14 protein-coding genes are annotated in these 18,122 nt (G+C 51.7%); 3 read left to right on the plus strand and 11 right to left on the minus strand.

Going from position 1 to position 18,122, the window contains the following annotated elements:
- Window positions 1–157: 157 nt before the first annotated feature.
- A complete protein-coding gene (locus ACLUYS_RS05380) occupies window positions 158–1,150 on the minus strand; it encodes an asparaginase (RefSeq protein ID WP_288339284.1) in 993 nt (330 codons plus the stop codon).
- A 339-nt stretch (window positions 1,151–1,489) separates the two neighbouring features.
- Here ACLUYS_RS05380 and ACLUYS_RS05385 point away from each other — a divergent pair, with 339 nt between their 5' ends.
- The 3 genes from ACLUYS_RS05385 to ACLUYS_RS05395 all read left to right on the plus strand — a co-directional run bounded on the left by ACLUYS_RS05385 (window position 1,490) and on the right by ACLUYS_RS05395 (window position 3,672).
- Window positions 1,490–2,071 (plus strand): ECF transporter S component, encoded by a 582-nt coding sequence (locus tag ACLUYS_RS05385; protein WP_288339282.1) that lies wholly within the window; start codon window positions 1,490–1,492, stop codon window positions 2,069–2,071.
- Window positions 2,068–2,703, plus strand: coding sequence for a uridine kinase (locus tag ACLUYS_RS05390; RefSeq protein ID WP_412659325.1), 636 nt, complete (start codon window positions 2,068–2,070; stop codon window positions 2,701–2,703). Before ACLUYS_RS05385 ends, ACLUYS_RS05390 begins: the two co-directional genes overlap by 4 nt.
- 66 nt (window positions 2,704–2,769) lie before the next feature.
- Window positions 2,770–3,672 (plus strand): DUF362 domain-containing protein, encoded by a 903-nt coding sequence (locus ACLUYS_RS05395; protein WP_288339279.1) that lies wholly within the window; start codon window positions 2,770–2,772, stop codon window positions 3,670–3,672.
- Window positions 3,673–3,981: 309 nt separating this feature from the next.
- Here the strand turns inward: ACLUYS_RS05395 and ACLUYS_RS05400 are convergent, their stop codons facing one another.
- From ACLUYS_RS05400 to glgP, 10 genes are all read right to left on the minus strand, one after another.
- Window positions 3,982–4,356: an InlB B-repeat-containing protein gene (locus ACLUYS_RS05400; protein ID WP_230267260.1), complete on the minus strand. Its 375-nt coding sequence runs from the start codon at window positions 4,354–4,356 to the stop codon at window positions 3,982–3,984.
- Window positions 4,357–4,365: 9 nt separating this feature from the next.
- Window positions 4,366–5,445 (minus strand): galactose/methyl galactoside ABC transporter permease MglC, encoded by a 1,080-nt coding sequence (locus ACLUYS_RS05405; protein WP_288339278.1) that lies wholly within the window; start codon window positions 5,443–5,445, stop codon window positions 4,366–4,368.
- A gap of 15 nt (window positions 5,446–5,460) precedes the next feature.
- The gene (locus tag ACLUYS_RS05410) at window positions 5,461–6,999 is read right to left on the minus strand and encodes a sugar ABC transporter ATP-binding protein (protein WP_412659326.1); all 1,539 of its coding nucleotides are present in this window, start codon (window positions 6,997–6,999) and stop codon (window positions 5,461–5,463) included.
- A gap of 119 nt (window positions 7,000–7,118) precedes the next feature.
- Window positions 7,119–8,237, minus strand: coding sequence for a galactose ABC transporter substrate-binding protein (locus ACLUYS_RS05415; RefSeq protein ID WP_230267263.1), 1,119 nt, complete (start codon window positions 8,235–8,237; stop codon window positions 7,119–7,121).
- Between the two features lie 447 nt (window positions 8,238–8,684).
- Window positions 8,685–9,062, minus strand: coding sequence for a hypothetical protein (locus ACLUYS_RS05420; RefSeq protein ID WP_230267264.1), 378 nt, complete (start codon window positions 9,060–9,062; stop codon window positions 8,685–8,687).
- Entirely contained in the window at window positions 9,062–11,197 is a 2,136-nt protein-coding gene (metG, locus tag ACLUYS_RS05425) for a methionine--tRNA ligase (protein WP_412659327.1), read from the minus strand. Before metG ends, ACLUYS_RS05420 begins: the two co-directional genes overlap by 1 nt.
- A 219-nt stretch (window positions 11,198–11,416) precedes the next feature.
- Complete coding sequence (locus ACLUYS_RS05430; RefSeq protein ID WP_230267266.1) at window positions 11,417–13,075, minus strand: RDD family protein; 1,659 nt, start codon at window positions 13,073–13,075, stop codon at window positions 11,417–11,419.
- Window positions 13,076–13,256: 181 nt separating this feature from the next.
- Window positions 13,257–15,140, minus strand: a complete 1,884-nt coding sequence (locus ACLUYS_RS05435) for a hypothetical protein (RefSeq protein ID WP_412659328.1) — start codon at window positions 15,138–15,140, stop codon at window positions 13,257–13,259.
- Window positions 15,141–15,258: 118 nt separating this feature from the next.
- On the minus strand, window positions 15,259–16,440 hold the full coding sequence (gene dxr, locus ACLUYS_RS05440) for a 1-deoxy-D-xylulose-5-phosphate reductoisomerase (protein ID WP_288339906.1): 1,182 nt from the start codon (window positions 16,438–16,440) through the stop codon (window positions 15,259–15,261).
- Between the two features lie 234 nt (window positions 16,441–16,674).
- On the minus strand, window positions 16,675–18,122 hold a 1,448-nt coding region (gene glgP / locus ACLUYS_RS05445; RefSeq protein ID WP_412659329.1), incomplete at its 5' end, for a glycogen/starch/alpha-glucan family phosphorylase.

Here is an 18,122-nt window from a genome sequence, read left to right on the forward strand (position 1 = left end):
AGCGTATCTAATATTCAGTCTCGCGTATACCCGTCGATTGTTTGACACTTACTTAATAAGGACAAATTTCTTTTCCTGAAACGATGAAAAAGCGCCGCAAAGACGTTGCCGGCGCTTTTGTACGTTTTCTCTTATGATCTTCAGGGCGCGGTTTCGATCAGTATTCTCGGAAGAGCGCGGGCATTTCTTCGCGCGGCACGCCGTAACTGAGCGCGAGCTGGGTAAGAATTCTCGCTTTATGCGGAGAGAGGCGATGGGCCGGAATGGTTTTCTTGAGCGGATCAAAAACCGGAGATTCAAAGGCTGCGCCTTCGAGCAGCCGGCTGGTGCGGACGATGAGCGCGGGTCCGGTGTAGTTTTCGATGACTTCCCGGATTTCCTGCGAATAGTTGCCCGAGCCGGATCCGGCGATAATGACGCCGTCATACGTTTCCAGCATGTACGCAAGCAGATCCGGATCGCTCTGCGCATGGACATAATAAATTTCCACGCGTGCAAGCCGCGGAATCTGCTCAATCGCAAAGCGCGAATAAATGGTATGGCGGCGATACGGGGCGTGAATGAGATACGCCTTGTCATCCTGCATGTAGCCGATCGGACCTGGATCGCCGACTTCAAACGCGTCGGTCTTGATCGAATTGACTTTCGTCAGATCGCGGCCGGAATAAATCGTATCCGACAGAACGGCGAGCACGCCCATTTTTTCCGCTTTGGGATTGGCGGCCAGAGCGACCGCCTGATACAGGTTCATCGGGCCGTCCGCACTCGTCGCGGTTGCCGGGCGCATGGCGCCGGTCATGACAATCGGCTTGGAGACATTCAGAACCAGGTTGAGGAAAAAGGCGGTTTCTTCGAGCGTGTCCGTTCCATGGGTAATGACAATGCCATCGAACCGGTCGTCCTGTTCGAGTTCTTCCGCTTTGACCTTAATGCGAAACAGATCTTCTTCCGTAATGTCGTTAGAATCCTTGGAGCAGACGGAAAAGACTTCCAGATCGGCGAGTTCCTGAATGGAGCTGACGCTGGAAAGAATCGACTCAACCGACAGGGTTCCCGCGCGATACGTCGCCGCTTCGCCCATCCGGCCGGATCCGGCAATCGTTCCGCCAGTCGAAATAATGGCGATGCGCTTTTTGGGTTTTGTTTCCATAGCTTCACTTTGAACAGGGCTGCAATTTGGGCTCCTGTTTGTCTCCTTTCTCTGTATCTCTGTACGGCTTCGAGTGTATCACGAATTGAAGCCGTACACGGTTTGCACACAGGCGGATAGGGCGGGCGGCGATCCGGACAAAGAAAGCCTCTTTTCCTTTTTCTGCTTTACCTGCATGATTTTCAGGTACGGCCGTAAGGAAAATTTATTCATAATTCAAATAAGAACCTTTCTATTATTTTCTAAGAGAATAAGAATATTGTGCTCTTCACGCTTTGTATCGCTCTTTTATGGAATATATACTGAAAGAGATCAAGAGAAAGAAAGGAGATGCTGTATTTGAAACCTGTACAGAAACTGACCCTGTCGGCACTGTTTCTGGCCGCCGGTCTGGTTCTGCCCTTCCTTACCGGTCAGATTCAGTTCATTGGAAACATGCTCTGTCCCATGCATGTGCCGGTTCTGCTTTGCGGACTGATCTGCGGCTGGAAATACGGTCTGGTCGTCGGCGCAATTATGCCGCTGCTTCGAAGCGCTATGTTCTCGATGCCGCCGATGATGCCGCAGGCTGTGGCCATGGCTTTTGAACTGGCCGCATACGGTGCCATTTCCGGATGGCTGTATCAGATCCAGAAAAAGCAGTCGATTGTAAGTGTCTATACGTCCCTGCTTGGCGCCATGATTGGCGGACGCATCATCTGGGGTGTCGTAATGGCTGTGCTGATGGGGCTCTCTGGTTCCGCCTTTACACTCAGCGCCTTCATTGCCGGCGCCTTCTCAAATGCCATCCCGGGAATTATCCTGCAGCTGACCGCAATCCCGCTTCTGATGGTAGTTCTCGACAAAACCGGCGTGCTTCGCTTTGAACGTCCCGCCGCATCCCAGAAAGCCGCCGTCTCGGCAGCCAAGGCGGAGGGATGAGTTCTTCAAACGAAAACCCAATACAGAACGGATCTGTTCCGTCCTCTCGGGCTGACCGATTGGATGCGATCGTAAAAATGCTCGAAGAAAAAAGGAGCCAGAGCGACAAGCCAATGTTCGTCGTCGCGATTGACGGTCGATGCGGATCGGGAAAGACGACTCTGGCCTCTCTGTTAGTGGACCGGCTGGACGACTGCTCCATCCTGCATATGGATGACTTTTTCCTTCGGCCAGAAGATCGAACGCCCGAACGTCTCAAGACTCCAGGTGCCAACGTCGATTACGAACGCATTCTCGATGAAGTCCTGCTTCCTTTGCAGAAAAAGGAAGAAACGATCTATTGTCCCTTTTCCTGCAGAACCATGACTTTACAGTCGGCCCGCGCTTTGAAGCGTCCGCGCATTCTGCTTCTCGAAGGCACATACAGTGCCAGCGCTCACCTGCTCCCTTTTGTCGATTTTCTGCTCTTCCTTACGTGTTCTAAGGAAGAGCAGAAAGAACGGCTTTTGAAACGGGAAGGTGCAGAGAAGTACGCAAACTTCGAAGCGAAATGGATTCCGCTCGAAGAAAACTATTTCGAAAACGGACTCGACACGAACGCGATCGATCAGATTGTGGACACCAGCTTCTGAGGCCACCCGGTTTTAGACGTCTCTGTTTGAATGAACGATTTTTGGATCAATGAAAGGAATATTATCGTGGAAAAATCCAAAGTGTATTTTACCCGCAACACTGGACGCGACTCCTTAGTCCGTCTGTACAAAGCTTTAGGCAAGGAACTGAAAGGCAATGTAGCCGTTAAGCTGCATACCGGTGAAGCCGGCAACCAGAACTTCCTGCGTCCGGAATTCGTAAAACCGATCGTAGACGAAGTCAACGGTACGGTCGTTGAATGCAACACCGCTTACGGTCACGATATGGGCGGCCATCGTTTCAACACCCTCGAACACGAAAAAGTACTTCGCGATCATGGCTGGACCGAAAACTTCGATGTAGAAATCCTCGATGCGGGTGGACCAGATAAAGTCCTCGAAATTCCAAACGGAAAAATCATCAAGAAAAACTTCGTCGGCAAGGACATTGAGAAATACAACTCCATGCTCGTGCTTTCGCACTTTAAAGGCCATCCGATGGGCGGCTTTGGCGGTGCCCTCAAACAGCTCTCCATCGGCTGCGCATCCACAGCCGGCAAGTGCTGGATCCACTCCACCGGTCAGTCCGACTCGATGAAAGACTGCTGGGAAAAAGAAGTGAATCACGATGAATTCCTCGAAGCTATGGCCGATGCCGCGGAAAGCGTAAACACCTTCTTCAAGGACAGCATTGTGTACATCAACTGCCTGGTCAACCTGTCCGTTGACTGCGACTGCTGCCATGTCGCTGAAGATCCGTGCATGAAAGATATCGGCATCATGATCTCCACCGACCCGGTTGCGATCGATCAGGCCTGCCTTGATATGGTCTACAGCTCCGATGATCCAGGACGTGATCACTTCCTTGAACGTGTAGAGAGCCGTCATGGCGTTCACACGGTTGAAGCTGCCGCAGCTCTTGGCTTTGGAAATCGTGAATACGAACTGATCGACATCGACGAGAAGTAAGTCCGATTCAATCTCTATACCATCCAGTACTGAACTCCAGTACTGAGCACTGAACAGCAGAAGTCCTCTGCCCTTCCCAGAATTCTGGGTGGCAGAGGACTTTTTACGTTTTGGCGTCTGAAGTATCCAGCCGTTTGAAAACCTGGGCCGGGCCCCGTTGCGGGTCGTTCTGGCCGCAGCCGGATCAACGGGACACCTGCCCGTTTCTTCGCGCCTTTTTTCCAAACAAAAACCCCGTATTCGATCGAGAGAACACGGGGTGTATGCCTGAAGCTTAAGGGGGGAAAATGAATGATCAAATGAACTGAGTCAATCGGTTTCCGGTTCCCAGCCGGCAAAGAGCTGCATATCGCCTTCGACTAGAAGAGAGCTATCCGCAGGCATTGTGCAGTTTTCGTCCGTATACCAGCCTGTAAAGCGGTAGCCTTCACGGACAGGGGCATCAGCTAAACTCAGAGCGTCCTGGAACTGGTAGACCTGAGAGGGTACATCGCTTCCGCCCTTGGAATTATAGGAAACTGCGTAACCATCTTTTCGCGTACCGAGGTACATCAACAAACACAAGAGAATGCATCCCGCAATGATTACAATTCCCAGAGTGCGCGTGGAGACGTTCAGATTCTTATACAGTCCGCCATCGGGTTGGAGATCCGTTGGGGTCTCAGAATGATTTTTCTCATTCATAATGGGGTTTTATTTCTTCGTCAGGTACTTACGCATGTCGATCGCGCAGGCAACGAGGATGATAATACCCTTAATAATGTACAGGTAGTTCTGGTCAACGGACATATAGTTCAGACCAGTAAAGATAATCTGCAGCAGGAGTACACCGATTACGATACCGGAGATACGTCCAGTACCACCGACGAAGGAAACGCCGCCAATTACGCAAGCCGCGATGGCGTCACACTCGTAGTTGAAACCAGTGTTGGCGTTTACGGAAGCGATACGGGCACCGTCAATGAAACCTGTCAGAGAGTACATGATTGCCGCGAGAACGAAAACCATGATGATTGTGCGGGAAACGTTAACACCAGAAACGGTAGCTGCTTCTTCGTTGGAACCAACTGCAAACATGTTTTTACCGAAGGTTGTCTTGTTCCAGATGATCCACATAACGATAACCATGAGGATGGCGTACAGTACGTACATTGGGATCTTAGAAGCGCCGATGGAGAAGATCGTACCCGTAACGATGTCACGGTAAGTCTGGTCGAATCCGGAAAGAGTCTGGCCGTTGTTCGTACCGAGCTTGAGGTAGATCAGGATGATACCGTAAGTGATCAGCTGTGTAGCCAGGGTTACGATAAATGGATGGAGCTTAAATTTCGCAACGGAGAAGCCGTTTACGAAACCGATCAGTCCGCAGACTGCCATAGCTGCCAGAAGCGGAACAATGATTGGAAGAGGTTCGAGACCCGGGAAAATACGGTTATTGGTGATGGACATCGACGCGATGATTACAGCGGCGAGACCAACCATACGGCCGGCCGAAATATCAGTACCGGTCAGTACGATACATCCGCCGATACCCAGAGCGATCGGCAGTTTAGCAGCGGTCAGTGTGATGATGTTGACAATCGAAGATACAGAGAAGTATTTCGGTTCGCGGATACCGATGAAGATGACCGCAATGAGGATGATGATGTACATTGCGTTGTTGAGAAGGAGGTTCGTGATGGCGCGTTTTTTGTCCTTCGCATCCATCTGCTTGTAATCATCCATCCACACCTGCATGCGATTCCGCTTTTTTGCTTTTGTGTTTTCAGACATTTTAATATTTCCTCTTTATACGTATTTCGCAGCCAGAGTCATAATTTCTTCCTGGCTTGTGTTATCCGCATCTACCTCGCCGGCAAGACGACCGCCGGACATAACCAGAATACGGTTGCAGACGCCGAGCAGTTCCGGCATCTCAGATGAAACCATCATGACTGTCTTGCCCTGTTTCGCCAGGTTCGAGATCAGTTCGTAGATTTCATATTTGGCACCTACGTCAATACCGCGCGTCGGTTCATCCAGCAGCAGAATTTCCGGTTCGGTCAGCAGCCAGCGTCCAAGAATTACTTTCTGCTGGTTACCGCCGGACAGAGACGAGATTTTCGTCGCCTGACTCGGTGTCTTAATGCGCATGGCGCCAATGGACCAGTCCGTATCTTTCTTCATTGCCGCATCGGAAAGAAGACCGGCTTTGAGATAGCTTTTAAGGTTGGAAATAGTTGTGTTGGCACGGATGTCCAGAATACCGAAGATACCGGTGGCGCGGCGTTCTTCAGTCAGAAGAGCAAAACCGTTGGAAAGAGCCTTTTTCGGGTTTTTGTTATGGATTTCCTGACCATGCAGGAAGATCTGTCCATCCTTGCGAGTGGCGTAGCCGAAGATTGTTTCGAGCAGTTCTGTACGACCTGCACCATCCAGACCGGCAACACCAAGGATTTCACCTTTGTGTGCCTTGAAGGATACATCGTTCAGCTGGTTGTAAAGAGCGGTGAGGTTCTTTACTTCAAGAGATACTTCATCGGATACAACATTGTCCTTGGGCGGGAAGCGGTTCGTAAGTTCACGGCCGACCATCAGTTTGATGATCTTGTTCATATCCATGTTTTCCGTTACTTCCGTAGCAACCCAGGTACCATCACGCATGACGGTGATTTCGTCGGAGATGCGCAGAATTTCGTCCATCTTGTGGGAGATGTAAATAATGGCAACACCGCGATCACGCAGCATGTTGATAATCTTGAAAAGGTGTTCTACTTCTTCTTCCGTAAGGGAGGAAGTCGGTTCGTCAAATACGATTACCTTCGAATGGAAGGATACGGCTTTGGCGATTTCAACCATCTGTCGCTGAGCGACTGGCATCGTTGACATTACGGTTCGTGGATCGACATCGATTTCGAGTTCATCGAATACCGCTTTCGTATCCTTGAGCATTGTTGCTTCAGAAACGAAACCGTTTTTTGTCGGATAGCGACCCAGCCAGAGGTTGTCCATAACGTTGCGCTTAAGCGCCTGGTTCAGTTCCTGGTGAACCATGGCAACACCGTTTTCGAGCGCTTCTTTGGAGTTTTTGAAGTTAACCTCTTTGTCTTCGAGGATGATGGTTCCACTGTCTTTGTTGTAAACGCCGAAGAGGCATTTCATCAGAGTGGATTTACCGGCACCATTTTCACCCATCAGTGCGTGTACGCTTCCGGCGCGGACGTTCAGAGAAACGCCGTCGAGCGCTTTAACACCAGGGAACTGCTTGGTGATTTCCTTCATCTGGAGGACAACGGGATGTGCTTCTTTCCAAGCTGCGTCATGAACAGTTGGATTTACCTGAGACATTTCGTTTTTCCTTTCGTATTTCTATGTGATCGCCTGATTCGAAATCAGCCACGGGGAACCCGTGGCTGATTTTGGAATCATTGCGGTTTTAAACTGATTCTGTTTCCTGCAGCGGGAAATTAGTCAGCTTTGTATTCGGAATAAGGAATGTTAATACGCCATGTTCCGACTACGTTTGCAGAATCGAGGCCTTCGAATTTGTCTTTTCCAGCCATCATGTTCTGAACCATCTGGCAGATCGCAGCGGCCATACCTTCGCCATCCTGTTTGATGGTACCAGTCATTTTGCCTTCGTCGATTGCTGTCTTCGCATCGTCAAGAGCGTCTACGCCGAAGATAGGAATGGTCTTGCCTTCGCCGTCGTTGTAGCCAGCGTTCTGCAGAGCGGACAGAGCACCAAGAGCCATACCGTCATTGTTTGCGATAACGAGCTCGATCATGTCGCCGTTTTCTTCGTTGTACTGGGACAGAGCGTTCTGAACGATATCAGTACCCTGAGCAGCAGACCATGCACCGTCTTTGTCCAGTTCGTATTTTGTAGGAGCGTCAGCTTTGTAGTAAGCGAGAGCTTCGTGGCCTTCTTCAGCAAGTTTAGCGTCAGCGTTTTCTACACCGTATTGTGTACGAGCGTCAGCTTCAGCGTTGCCTTCCTGGCCTTTCAGCATGATGTAGGAGATTACACCGTCGCCGTTCAGGTCAGTAGCATCGTAGTTTGCGTTCAGGTATTCACCGATCATGTCACCCTGCATTTTGCCAGCCATTTCGTAGTCAGTACCTACGAAAGCAGCTTTGTCGTAAGCAGAGATAACTTCTTCGTCAACGGAACGGTTGAAGAAGATTACTGGGATACCAGCAGTTTCAGCCTGGGTGATGATTTCTTTCGCAGCATCCTGGGAAGCTGTGTCAACCAGGTTTACAACGAGGCACTTGGATCCTTTGGAGATCGCTGTCTGTACCTGTTCAGTCTGAGTAGTCTGGCTGTTGCCGCCATCGTAGTCAGCGTAGGTGATTCCTGCATCTTCGAGGTCTTTGTCGAGAGCTGCACGAACTGTGGAGATATAGTCGTCGCCGTATGTGTAGTAGAATACGGAAACTTCGCCTTCTCCTCCAGCAGAACCGGAGTCAGCTGTGGAGGAAGCTGTGCTGCTTGTGGAGCCGCCGTCGCTGCTGCCGCAAGCTGCCAGGGACAGGGCCATAGCACCTGCCATCATGGTTTTAAAGAGTTTGTTGAGTTCCATAGTACTTAAGTGTACCCTTTCTATTTCTCGTCTCTTACGAGAGTTCCGCGGAATTGCGGAAGAATTTACATGTGAACTATAACATAGGCATTTGTTTTAAACAACAGATTCTGAAAGGGTTTTCGCTGGTTTTCGGTAAATTTTTATTCAATATGTTCGGTTAAAGGTTTCTTCGTTTAACTAAATATCAAAGTTAATTTTACTTAACTTTTCTTTTTGAGCGTAAGAATTGCTTAACCTGTAGCTATTTTCCCTTTATGCGCCCTTTGTCCTGCAGCTTCTTCCAGTGTTTTTTTATGAGATTCCTCCATAGGCACCCGGCCTTTTCCGTATTTACGCAGAAAAAAAGCAGGAACACTCTATTCTCTCCTGCTTTATGTGATTTTATGGGTCGGAAATTCAGCGTCCAGACACAGGGGCGACAAGTCGGATCGAATAAGCAGACAATCATTCCGTTTTGTCTGTTTCGGCTCTCATACGGTCGCACTTTTCTTTTTGCGATGTCAGCTCTGCCGGATCGGCTGGATCCTCTGGCTTGAGATCCCCATCCTTTTGTGCTTCTTCGGCTTTGCTGCCTTTTTCGGTTTCTTTAGCCTTTTCGTCTTCTTTGGCTCTGGCGATGATCTCGTCCAGACTTTCGTCGGGCGTGACGTCTTCTTCAATCATCCTGGGAAGAATCCGTGCGCGGATGGCGCCATAGGCGCAGACGACGGCACCAAGAACAATCAGTTCCGTCCGATCCCAGACAAAGCCGAAAACCATAATCAGCACGCCGGCAAGCGCCAGCTGGATCTGGGTAAACAGCAGTTTCTGTCTTGGGGTCATCAGCGAATGGTCGTTCCGGGTTCAACGGCATCATCCAGGAAGACAACGGCAGGCTTGCCGTCCTTGCCCACGCTGCACAGCAGCATGCCCTGACTTTCCACGCCGCGCAGTTTAGCCGGCTTCAGGTTGGCGACAACGACAACCATTTTTCCCTGAATGTCTTCCGGCGCATACGCCTGTGCAATGCCGGAAACGATCTGGCGGACATCGCCGTTTCCAAGATCGACGGTTTCCACAAGCAGGCGGTTTGCGTCTGGATGCACTTTGGCTTCAAGAACGCGGCCGGCTTTCAGAGACACTTTCGCAAAGTCATCGATCTCGATCGGCTCTGCGGGCTTCTCTTCTTTTTTGGAGGCCTTCTTCTCTTTTTTCTTTTCTTTCTTCGCGGCTTTTGCGGGTTCTTCCTGCGTCAGGCCGTTTTCTTTCGCAAACTTGGCGGCATCAATACGCGCAAAGAGCGGTTCGATCTTTTCGGCGACATGAATGCCCTGTTCGAGCGCACCGAAATGACGGGCGGAATCGAGCGTGCGTGCCTTTGTGTTGAGCGCATCGAGAATTTTTGCCGAAGTTTCGGGCATGAAGCTTTCGAGCAGAATGCCGGCAATGCGGATGCTTTCGAGCAGGTTGTACAGAACCGTTTTCAGACGCGGCAGATCCTCTTCGGATTTGGCCAGCTTCCACGGTTCGGTTTCATCAATGTATTTATTGGAACGGCGCAGAAGGGTGAAGATTTCGTCGAGCGCAGCGCTGACCTGGAAGTCTTCCATCTTCTCTTCGGTTTTCACCACCGCATTTTCGGCAGCTGCTTTGAGTTCGTCATCGACCGGTGCAGTCACGCCTGGATTTTCGACAAGACCGTCAAAGTACTTGTTTTCCATGGCAATCGTACGGCTGACGAGGTTTCCAAGGACGTTGGCCAGATCGGAGTTGATGCGTTCGATCATCAGATCCCACGTAATCGTTCCGTCCTGTGCAAACGGCATTTCGTGCAGGCAGTAGTAGCGAACGGCGTCGACGCCGAAATGTTCAACGAGTTCTTCGGCGTAAATGACGTTGCCTTTGGATTTGGACATTTTGCCCTCTCCAATTAACATCCACGGATGACCGAAGACTTTTTTGGGCATCGGCAGATCGAGCGCCATCAGGAAGATCGGCCAGTAAATGGTATGGAAGCGAAGAATGTCCTTGCCGATAATGTGAGTCGCCGGCCAGAACTTCTTAAAGGCTTCCGGCTGTTCTTCGCAGGGCAGATCGGCATCGTAGCCAAGCGACGTAATATAGTTTGTCAGCGCATCGAGCCATACATAGACAACGTGCTTGCTGTCGAAATCGACCGGGATGCCCCAGGAGAAGGACGTGCGGGATACGCACAGATCCTGCAGACCGGGTTTGAGGAAGTTGTTGACCATTTCGTTTTTGCGGCTTTCGGGCTGAATGAAATCCGGATGATCCTCAATATACTTCATCAGACGATCCGCGTATTTGCGCATGTTGAAGAAGTAGGCTTCTTCTCTCGCTTTGTGAACGGGTCTTCCGCAGTCCGGGCAGTTGCCGTCCACGAGCTGCGACTCGGTCCAGAACGATTCGCAGGGTGTACAGTACCAGCCTTCGTATTCGCCTTTGTAAATGTCGCCCTGTTCATACAGACGACGGAAAATTTTCTGTACCGCTTTGACGTGCTTTTCGTCGGTGGTGCGGATGAAGCAGTCGTAGGACGTATTCATCAGATCCCAGTTGGAGCGGATTTTTCCGGCAACTTCATCGACGAAGGCCTGCGGCGTAATGCCTGCCGCGGCGGCTTTTTCTTCAATTTTCTGACCGTGTTCGTCGGTTCCGGTCTGAAAGAAGACATCGTAGCCCTGCGCCCGTTTAAAGCGGGCGAGCGCATCGGAGAGAATGATCTCGTAGGTGTTTCCAATATGTGGTCTTCCTGACGTATACGCGATCGCGGTCGTCAGAAAGTAAGGCGTTTTCTCTGTCATGTACCTGTTGCTTCCTTTCTTGAGCGGCTTTCCTGAAAGCCAAAAAATCGCTTTTGCAGGTTCAGCGTGGCGGCTCCGGAATCTGTCTGGCGTTCGGTCTGTCTGTGCGTAAAGTGCAGCAGACAAAGCGCCCGTTCCGGCATGCCGATTCATTGAAAAATTTTACCACAAACCGGACCAATTCCATCTTTGCCCGCGAAATCCCTGCGCTCATGGCGAAAGTATGAAAAGCTTCTCGTGTTTATTTGTCGTTTTCATGCTTTGCGCAATCTTGCGGCACCAATCGAAGCGAGCAAAAGTAAAAACAGATCCCGCCCTGAACAAACAGGGCGCGATCCTTGTGCCTTTGAACATTCTAAAGCAGTAAAGCGATCAGCCGGCACGTCTGGAAGAAGACGGTCTGGGCGGTTCGAGGGCAGCCTGCGTAAAAAGCTCGACTACCGAACGGGCTTTGCCGGTCATCGTCGTTACGCCCATCTTTCGATCGGGACGTCTTGTGCCATGGTAATCCGAACCGGCGGTAATGAGCGATTTTTCCTCGCCGGCCAGTTTGAGCAGGAAGCGCTTTTCGGCTTCCGTATTGTTGGGAGCGAACACTTCAAAGCCGTCGAGTCCGCCATCCATCAGCCGAAGGAGAACTTCACTGGAAATGCGGGAAATGTGCCAGCCGGAAAGTACGGCCAGTCCCCCGGCCTGATGAATGCCTTCAATGACTTTCAGGGCGTTTGGATATTTATACGTAATGTGACACGGGCCGCCTGGACCGAAATAGTCCCGCAGGAACGCCTCACGGGCTTCTTTTTCCGAACGGGCGCTGATCAGATAGCTCGATACAGCCGGCAGCTTGCGGGCTTCGGGCGTATCGAATACCAGATCGGTCAGCTCCTGCGGACGCAGCAGCTTGAAGCGCGAGTTGGAAAGCAGGGATTCCGTATCGACTTTCATGCCGGTTGCGGCTTCAAAGGCGCGGATCCGGTCGATCGACGCGTCTTTTTCCCGTTTCAGGGAAAGGCGTTCAATCTGGTCGAAAAACGACGCCGTCCAGTCGATGTAGTAGCCCAGAATCCGGACGCGTTCTCCATCGAGTTCACAGTCGATTTCGACGCCCGGAATGTAGCGGATGCCATACATTTTCGCAAAGCGCACCGCCTGGGCGTTGGCTCTGGCGTTGTTATGGTCGGTAATGGAAATGACTTCCATGTTCTGTTCTTTCGCCTGACAGAAAATATCTTCCACTTCCCCGTCCGCGTCGTCGCTGAAGCTTGAGCGAATGTGCAGATCGATCGGCCAGATCTGTTTTTCTTCCTCGCTCAGTGCCGGTTTAACCTGCCCTTTGGGCTGCGGTTTTGCCGCCTGAGCCGCGGGCTTTTCCGACGGAGAAGCGGCGGAAGAATTTTCGTTTTCTTCCGTATTGGACGGAGCCGGTTTCTGGCCCTTGGCTTTCGAGCCGACGACGCGCATGGAATAGCGCGGCGTATACACCAGAGCCAGATTGAGCAGCCAGTCAAAAATGGTCTGCTGGTGAGGGGATGCGAGAACGCAAAGTCCGTTCACGCCCCACCATAAGAAGATGCCCCAGATGGAGAAGAAATATCCAAAAAGCATCATTGGCGCGCCGATGCCGAGCAGTTCGCGCACGACAAGCCGCATGACGGTTGCCGGTTTTTTATCCGCCCGTACCAGACGCAGTCCCATCAGCCGTCCGCCCCACGAGTACCCGCCCTTGGAGGCGGTGTACAGGGGAAGAAGGATGCAGCTCGTCAAAAAGAGCAGGGCATACATTATATAAAAAAGCAGATCGAAATAAGCCGGGGAGATGACTCCCGATAAAATCAGGATAAACTCAACGCCCCAGACGTAGACGGGGAGCAGACAGATGCTCAGATCAATCAGATACGCATACAGGTGATTCTGATAGTCCGCAAACGTCCGGTTTAAAAAGACGGCTTTCTTATAGCCTTCTTTTACATAGAGTTCCTGTTCCTTGACAAATTTCGCCCGCTCGAGATCTTTCTTGCTGTAAGTGGCCATTCGTACCTCGATTCTCGTTCGATATCTAGTATTTTCATCATACGGCAATCCCGCATAAATTCAAAAAGTCCGCCAGGACAGTCCCGGCGAACTTTGATCATACAAAGGATTGTTGAAAAAGCAAAGGATTAACCTGTCCCTTTCGCAAGGGAAAGGCGAAATGAACGGACGCTTCCTCTTTTTAAAGCGAGGCGTCGTCTTCGTCCTTGTTCGTTTTGCCAAAGGCAGCCTGGCTGAACGTTACCAGCGCGCTGGCCGCACCCGCAAAGGAAGCGAGATACATCGGCAGTTCCGCTACGGAAGCGGTATTGACCGATCCGGCTGAGGAAGGCAGATTTTCCTTTTGCAGCGGCATGCCCAGACGGTATTCATTCGCCTGACGATACAGCTGCTGGAAGCGGGAGCTTCCGTTGGCAATCAGATAGTCGTTGACGGACCGGCGCTGACTCGTGCTCAGCGCGTTCCAGGCTTTCATGCCGTTAAGGACCTGCTGGTAGTTGGACGCGTTAATCGCCTTGATCACAGCTCCGTTTTGCATGGCGTAGCGCTGAACGAAATCATTGGCCTGATTATCGAGGCTCATCAGCGTCGGCGCATTGATCAGAGCGGCACGCTGTTTTGCGATCGTCTCATCCGCGATTTCCGGGAAGACGCTCAGCTGGGCGACTTTGCCGGCTACTTCTGAATTTTCCGAAGACGCAGCCTTGTCCACGGTCCAGACGGACTCGGTTTTGATTCCGGTGGCTTCCGCAGTATTTGCTGGCGCTGCTGCCGGATCAACTGGCTGAATTTCGTTCTGAATGCCGTCGGTTTCCGCGATCGGGTTGAGCACGGCGTAGCCGATGCGCGGCAGCTGCAGCGTGCTGGAATCCATATTGTAGGAACAGCTGCTGGCGTTATAGAGCGTTACCGCGATATGACCGTCCAGACCGATGCCGTAATCAAACAGCATTTGCAGATCTCCGGCTGCCACACGGTATAAAACCGCAGTCTGTACGGTTACCTCTTTATTCGTGTACTGGTAAATGACCGGTTCGACCGTCCAGGCAGGCCAGCCGGCATTTTCTGCCAGCGACTTGGCAATGGTACCCGTCAGATCGTCGGTTTCCGGATTCACGGGAAAGCTCAGGGTCTGTACGCTCATGCCGCCTGGCATGTGTGAAGAAGACAGATTGAGCGTTCCTTCTGTGTACTGGTAGGAAACCGGTTTGGTTTCCACAACTTCAGCGGGAGCTTCGGGAGCAGCGTCTTCCGGTTTTGCCGGATCTGTGTCATCGGCAGGTTTGTCAGACGTTTCTTCATCAGAAACGTTCGAATTTTCCTGTGCATCCGAAGTCTGCGCATTTCCGTTTTCGCCATTTACCGGCTGCTCCGTTTTGGAATCCGGCGTCTGAGAAGGTGTCTGCTCATTGGAAGTTCCTGTATCTTCACTGGATTTAACATCCTCTCCATTGGCGGGTGCTTCCTGTGAAGGATCAGCCTTTGTCGGTGCGGAAGAATCCGAAGCGGATGTTTCGTTAGTACCGTAAGGCTGTTCATCCTTTTTTTCCGAAGAAGCCGAACTGTCCGCTGCGCTCTGTGCCGGATCGCTTTTCGTCTGCGAAGAAGCGTCCAAATCCGCGGAAGGCGCGGCCGGTGCAGGCGTTTGCGGTGTCTGCGCTGCGTTTTCTAAAGCAGCACAATAGTCCACTGCGCTCTGCGCAAGGGCGCGATAGTCGATGCCAAACGCAGCGGCCGCCTGAATGACGATCTGCTGGCGCTGGGCGTCCATCTGATCAAAGATGCCTTTGCCCTGCGCGAGAAGCGGTGCGTTTTCCGGGGTAAGCGTCGTATACCATACGGAATCTTTTACGCTGCTGCCGTCAGGCAGAAGACGAATGGTTTCAAATTTACAAAATCGATTCACGAACTCATCAGGAGTGATGCATGCGGGATCGACCGTTTCCCCTTCGATAACGGCGGGGAGCGTGGAATTGGAAGCCAGAACCGGCCGGATCATCGATCCTGCAGGCAGGCAGACCGCCGCCATCAGGGCGGCAAGAGAATACAAAGATGTCTTTTTCACATGACCCTCCTTCTATCTATTCACCGTTTTCAAAGCGGCAGAAAAGCCCGCTTTGAAAACAAACGTTCAAATCAGATTCAACACTTCATTGAAAACCGGCAGGCGGTTTTCAGCTTTCTCAGTCTAGGGGTCCAGACGCGTTTTGTCCACACCAGCGGGCTTTGACGTGCGCGCGGGTCCGGGCATCCGTGTCGAAGAGATCGTTCAGATCCGGGTTTTCGATAAAGGGAATCTGTTCGAGCGCGTCGGCGATCGCCTCTTCGATTTCGAGAAAGGAAATTTTCTTTTTCAAAAACAGGTCTACCGCCTGTTCATCCGCCGCATTGAAAATGCAGCCGGCGTTGCCGCCGCGCTTTCCCGCCTGAACGGCCAGTAAAAGCATCGGATAGCGGTCGTGATCCATTTCCTTAAAGTTTAAAGTCAGAGTCCGGGTAAGATCAAGCGGATGATCTTCTTTTAAATACGGGCGATCCGGGCCGTACAGCGCGTACTGAATCGGCAGGCGCATATCCGCGCTGCCCAGCTGGGCAATGCTCGCGCCGTCCTGATATTCGACTATCGAATGAACGATCGACTGCGGATGGAGTACCGTGGCGATCTGTTCATACGGCATATCAAAGAGATAGTGCGCCTCAATGACTTCAAAGCCTTTGTTGACCATCGTCGCCGAATCGATTGTAATACGCGGCCCCATCGACCACGACGGATGCTTCAGCGCCCGCTCCGGTATAATGTCGGCCAGTTCCTCCCGGCCAAGATCGCGCAGCGATCCGCCCGAGGCGGTAATGATCAGTCGGGAAACGTCTTCGTGACGGTTTCCCTGCAGGCATTGCCAGATGGCGGAATGTTCGGAATCGATCGGGCGCAAAACGGCGTCATGCTTTTTCAGGGCGTCCTGAACGAGTTCGCCGCCGCAGACCAGCGATTCCTTATTGGCTAACGCGACATCCTTGTCGCGTTCAATTGCAGCCAGCGTCGGAGCGAGACCGCGAAAGCCGACAACCGCGTTGACAAGCAGATCGTAGTCGAGTTCTTCGACCATATGCACCATCTGTTTTTCGCCGCCATACCAGACCACGCCGTTTGCATCTTCCCTTATGGTCTCGTCCTGCGCGCTGAGTCCCGCCGCTTTTACAGATGGAAACTGCGCGAGAATGCTTTCAAGTGCGGCTTTATTTTTTCCGGCACTGATGCCGACCAGTTCAAAATCATCCGGATGGGCTTGCAGCACATCCAGTGTCTGCGTACCGATCGAGCCGGTCGCGCCAAGAAGCAGAAGTTTTACAGGTTTTTTGTTCATAGAAAAATGTCCATTCTTATCCCCTGCGGGATAAAGGCTGTCCTCGTTTTCTTCTTTCTTAATTTTTCCCTGTTCCCCGTTCCAAAACGGCAGGCCAGAGCGAAAACTCCCGCATATAAGGGAGGCTGGGCATCGTTTCTTTTGCGCCCATGAAAAAAAGAGGACCGCAGTCCTCTTTATTATAAGCAAATCGTGATTTTTAAGACGAATTGAACCGAATGGGAACCGTCGCGCTTACGCGGCGTCTTCTTCGTCATCCACGGTGCAGCCGGCTTCCAGCCGTTCCTGGCGCGTGAACTTAATTTCATCCAGACCCCAGATTTCCTTCGCGTATTCGCGGATGGTGCGGTCGGAAGAGAAGTAGCCGGATTTGGCGATATTTACCAGCATGGCCCGAGCCCAGGCCGGTTTGTCGGCATACCAGGCCGATACGTCCGCATGGGCCATCAGGTAGGCATCAAAGTCGGCCAGAACGAAGAATTCGTCCTTGTGCAGCATCAGGTCGTTGAAGATCAGCTGGAACTCGTTCGGATTTTCCGACCATGTGCAGTTGCGCAGAGAATCAATGACCATGCGCAGTTTCGGGTTGGAATGATAAATCCGCCAGACGTCGTAGCTGTTCTCACGGCGAATGCGTTCGATGTCTTCGACTTTCAGACCGAAAATCTTCGCGTTTTCAAAGCCGACACAGTCGACGATTTCCACGTTGGCGCCATCGAGTGTACCGAGCGTCAGCGCACCGTTCATCATGTACTTCATGTTTCCGGTACCGGACGCTTCCTTGCCTGCGGTAGAAATCTGTTCCGAAACGTCTGCCGCGTTGATCAGCAGTTCGGCGATCGATACGGAGTAGTTCGGGATGAAGACGACTTTCATGTACTGGCTGACCTGCGGATCGCCGTTGATGCGGTTGGCGACCTTGACGATCAGCTTGATGATCTCCTTGGCCAGTGCGTAGCCAGGAGCAGCCTTGGCGGAGAAGAAGTACGTCGTCGGCGTAATGCGGTAATTCGGATCCTGCTTCATGCGCAGGTACAGATACATAATATGGAAGATATTCATCAGCTGACGCTTGTAGGCGTGCAGACGTTTGGACTGGCAGTCGAAAATCGTGTTGACATCGACGTCAATGCCCAGATGTTCCTTCACGTACGCAGCCAGAATTTTCTTGCGTTCGAGCTTCACTTCGAAGAACTCTTCCTGCAGTTTCGGATCGTCGACATAGGCCATCAGCTTTTCGAGATCTTCCGGATGCTTGATGAAGCTGTCGCCGATGTATTTTTTCAGCAGTTCGGTCAGCTGCGGGTTGGAATATACGAGCCAGCGACGGTGGGTGACACCGTTGGTCTTGTTATTGAAGCGGCCCGGGTAGAACGACGCGAACGAAGCCATGACATCGTTGATGAGAATTTCGGAATGAATCTTGGCAACGCCGTTTACCGAATGGCTTCCGACAACCGCAAGGTTGGCCATGTTGACCTGATTGTTGGAAAGAATCGACATCGCCGGGAACATGTGTTCCTTGCCGGCATGCTGCACTTCGTAATGGAAGCGGCGTTCGATTTCTTCAATAATCATGTAGACGCGCGGCAGAAGCGAACGCATCATTTCCTGCGGCCAGCGCTCCAGCGCTTCCGCCATGATCGTGTGGTTGGTATAGGCCACAGTACGGGTAACGATAT

Source organism: Allobaculum sp., assembly GCF_047010065.1.
Classification (GTDB): Bacteria; Bacillota_I; Bacilli_A; order Erysipelotrichales; family Erysipelotrichaceae; genus Allobaculum; species Allobaculum fili.

Excerpts from the sequence above, each read along its gene's own strand:
- ACLUYS_RS05430 (WP_230267266.1), bottom strand. The coding sequence starts at position 13,075 with ATGGCCACTTACAGCAAGAAAGATCTCGAGCGGGCGAAATTTGTCAAG.
- dxr (WP_288339906.1), bottom strand. The coding sequence starts at position 16,440 with ATGAACAAAAAACCTGTAAAACTTCTGCTTCTTGGCGCGACCGGCTCG.
- ACLUYS_RS05390 (WP_412659325.1), top strand. The coding sequence starts at position 2,068 with ATGAGTTCTTCAAACGAAAACCCAATACAGAACGGATCTGTTCCGTCC.
- metG (WP_412659327.1), bottom strand. The coding sequence starts at position 11,197 with ATGAATCGGCATGCCGGAACGGGCGCTTTGTCTGCTGCACTTTACGCA.
- ACLUYS_RS05400 (WP_230267260.1), bottom strand. The coding sequence starts at position 4,356 with ATGAATGAGAAAAATCATTCTGAGACCCCAACGGATCTCCAACCCGAT.
- ACLUYS_RS05410 (WP_412659326.1), bottom strand. The coding sequence starts at position 6,999 with ATGTCTCAGGTAAATCCAACTGTTCATGACGCAGCTTGGAAAGAAGCA.
- ACLUYS_RS05415 (WP_230267263.1), bottom strand. The coding sequence starts at position 8,237 with ATGGAACTCAACAAACTCTTTAAAACCATGATGGCAGGTGCTATGGCC.
- ACLUYS_RS05380 (WP_288339284.1), bottom strand. The coding sequence starts at position 1,150 with ATGGAAACAAAACCCAAAAAGCGCATCGCCATTATTTCGACTGGCGGA.
- ACLUYS_RS05420 (WP_230267264.1), bottom strand. The coding sequence starts at position 9,062 with ATGACCCCAAGACAGAAACTGCTGTTTACCCAGATCCAGCTGGCGCTT.
- ACLUYS_RS05405 (WP_288339278.1), bottom strand. The coding sequence starts at position 5,445 with ATGTCTGAAAACACAAAAGCAAAAAAGCGGAATCGCATGCAGGTGTGG.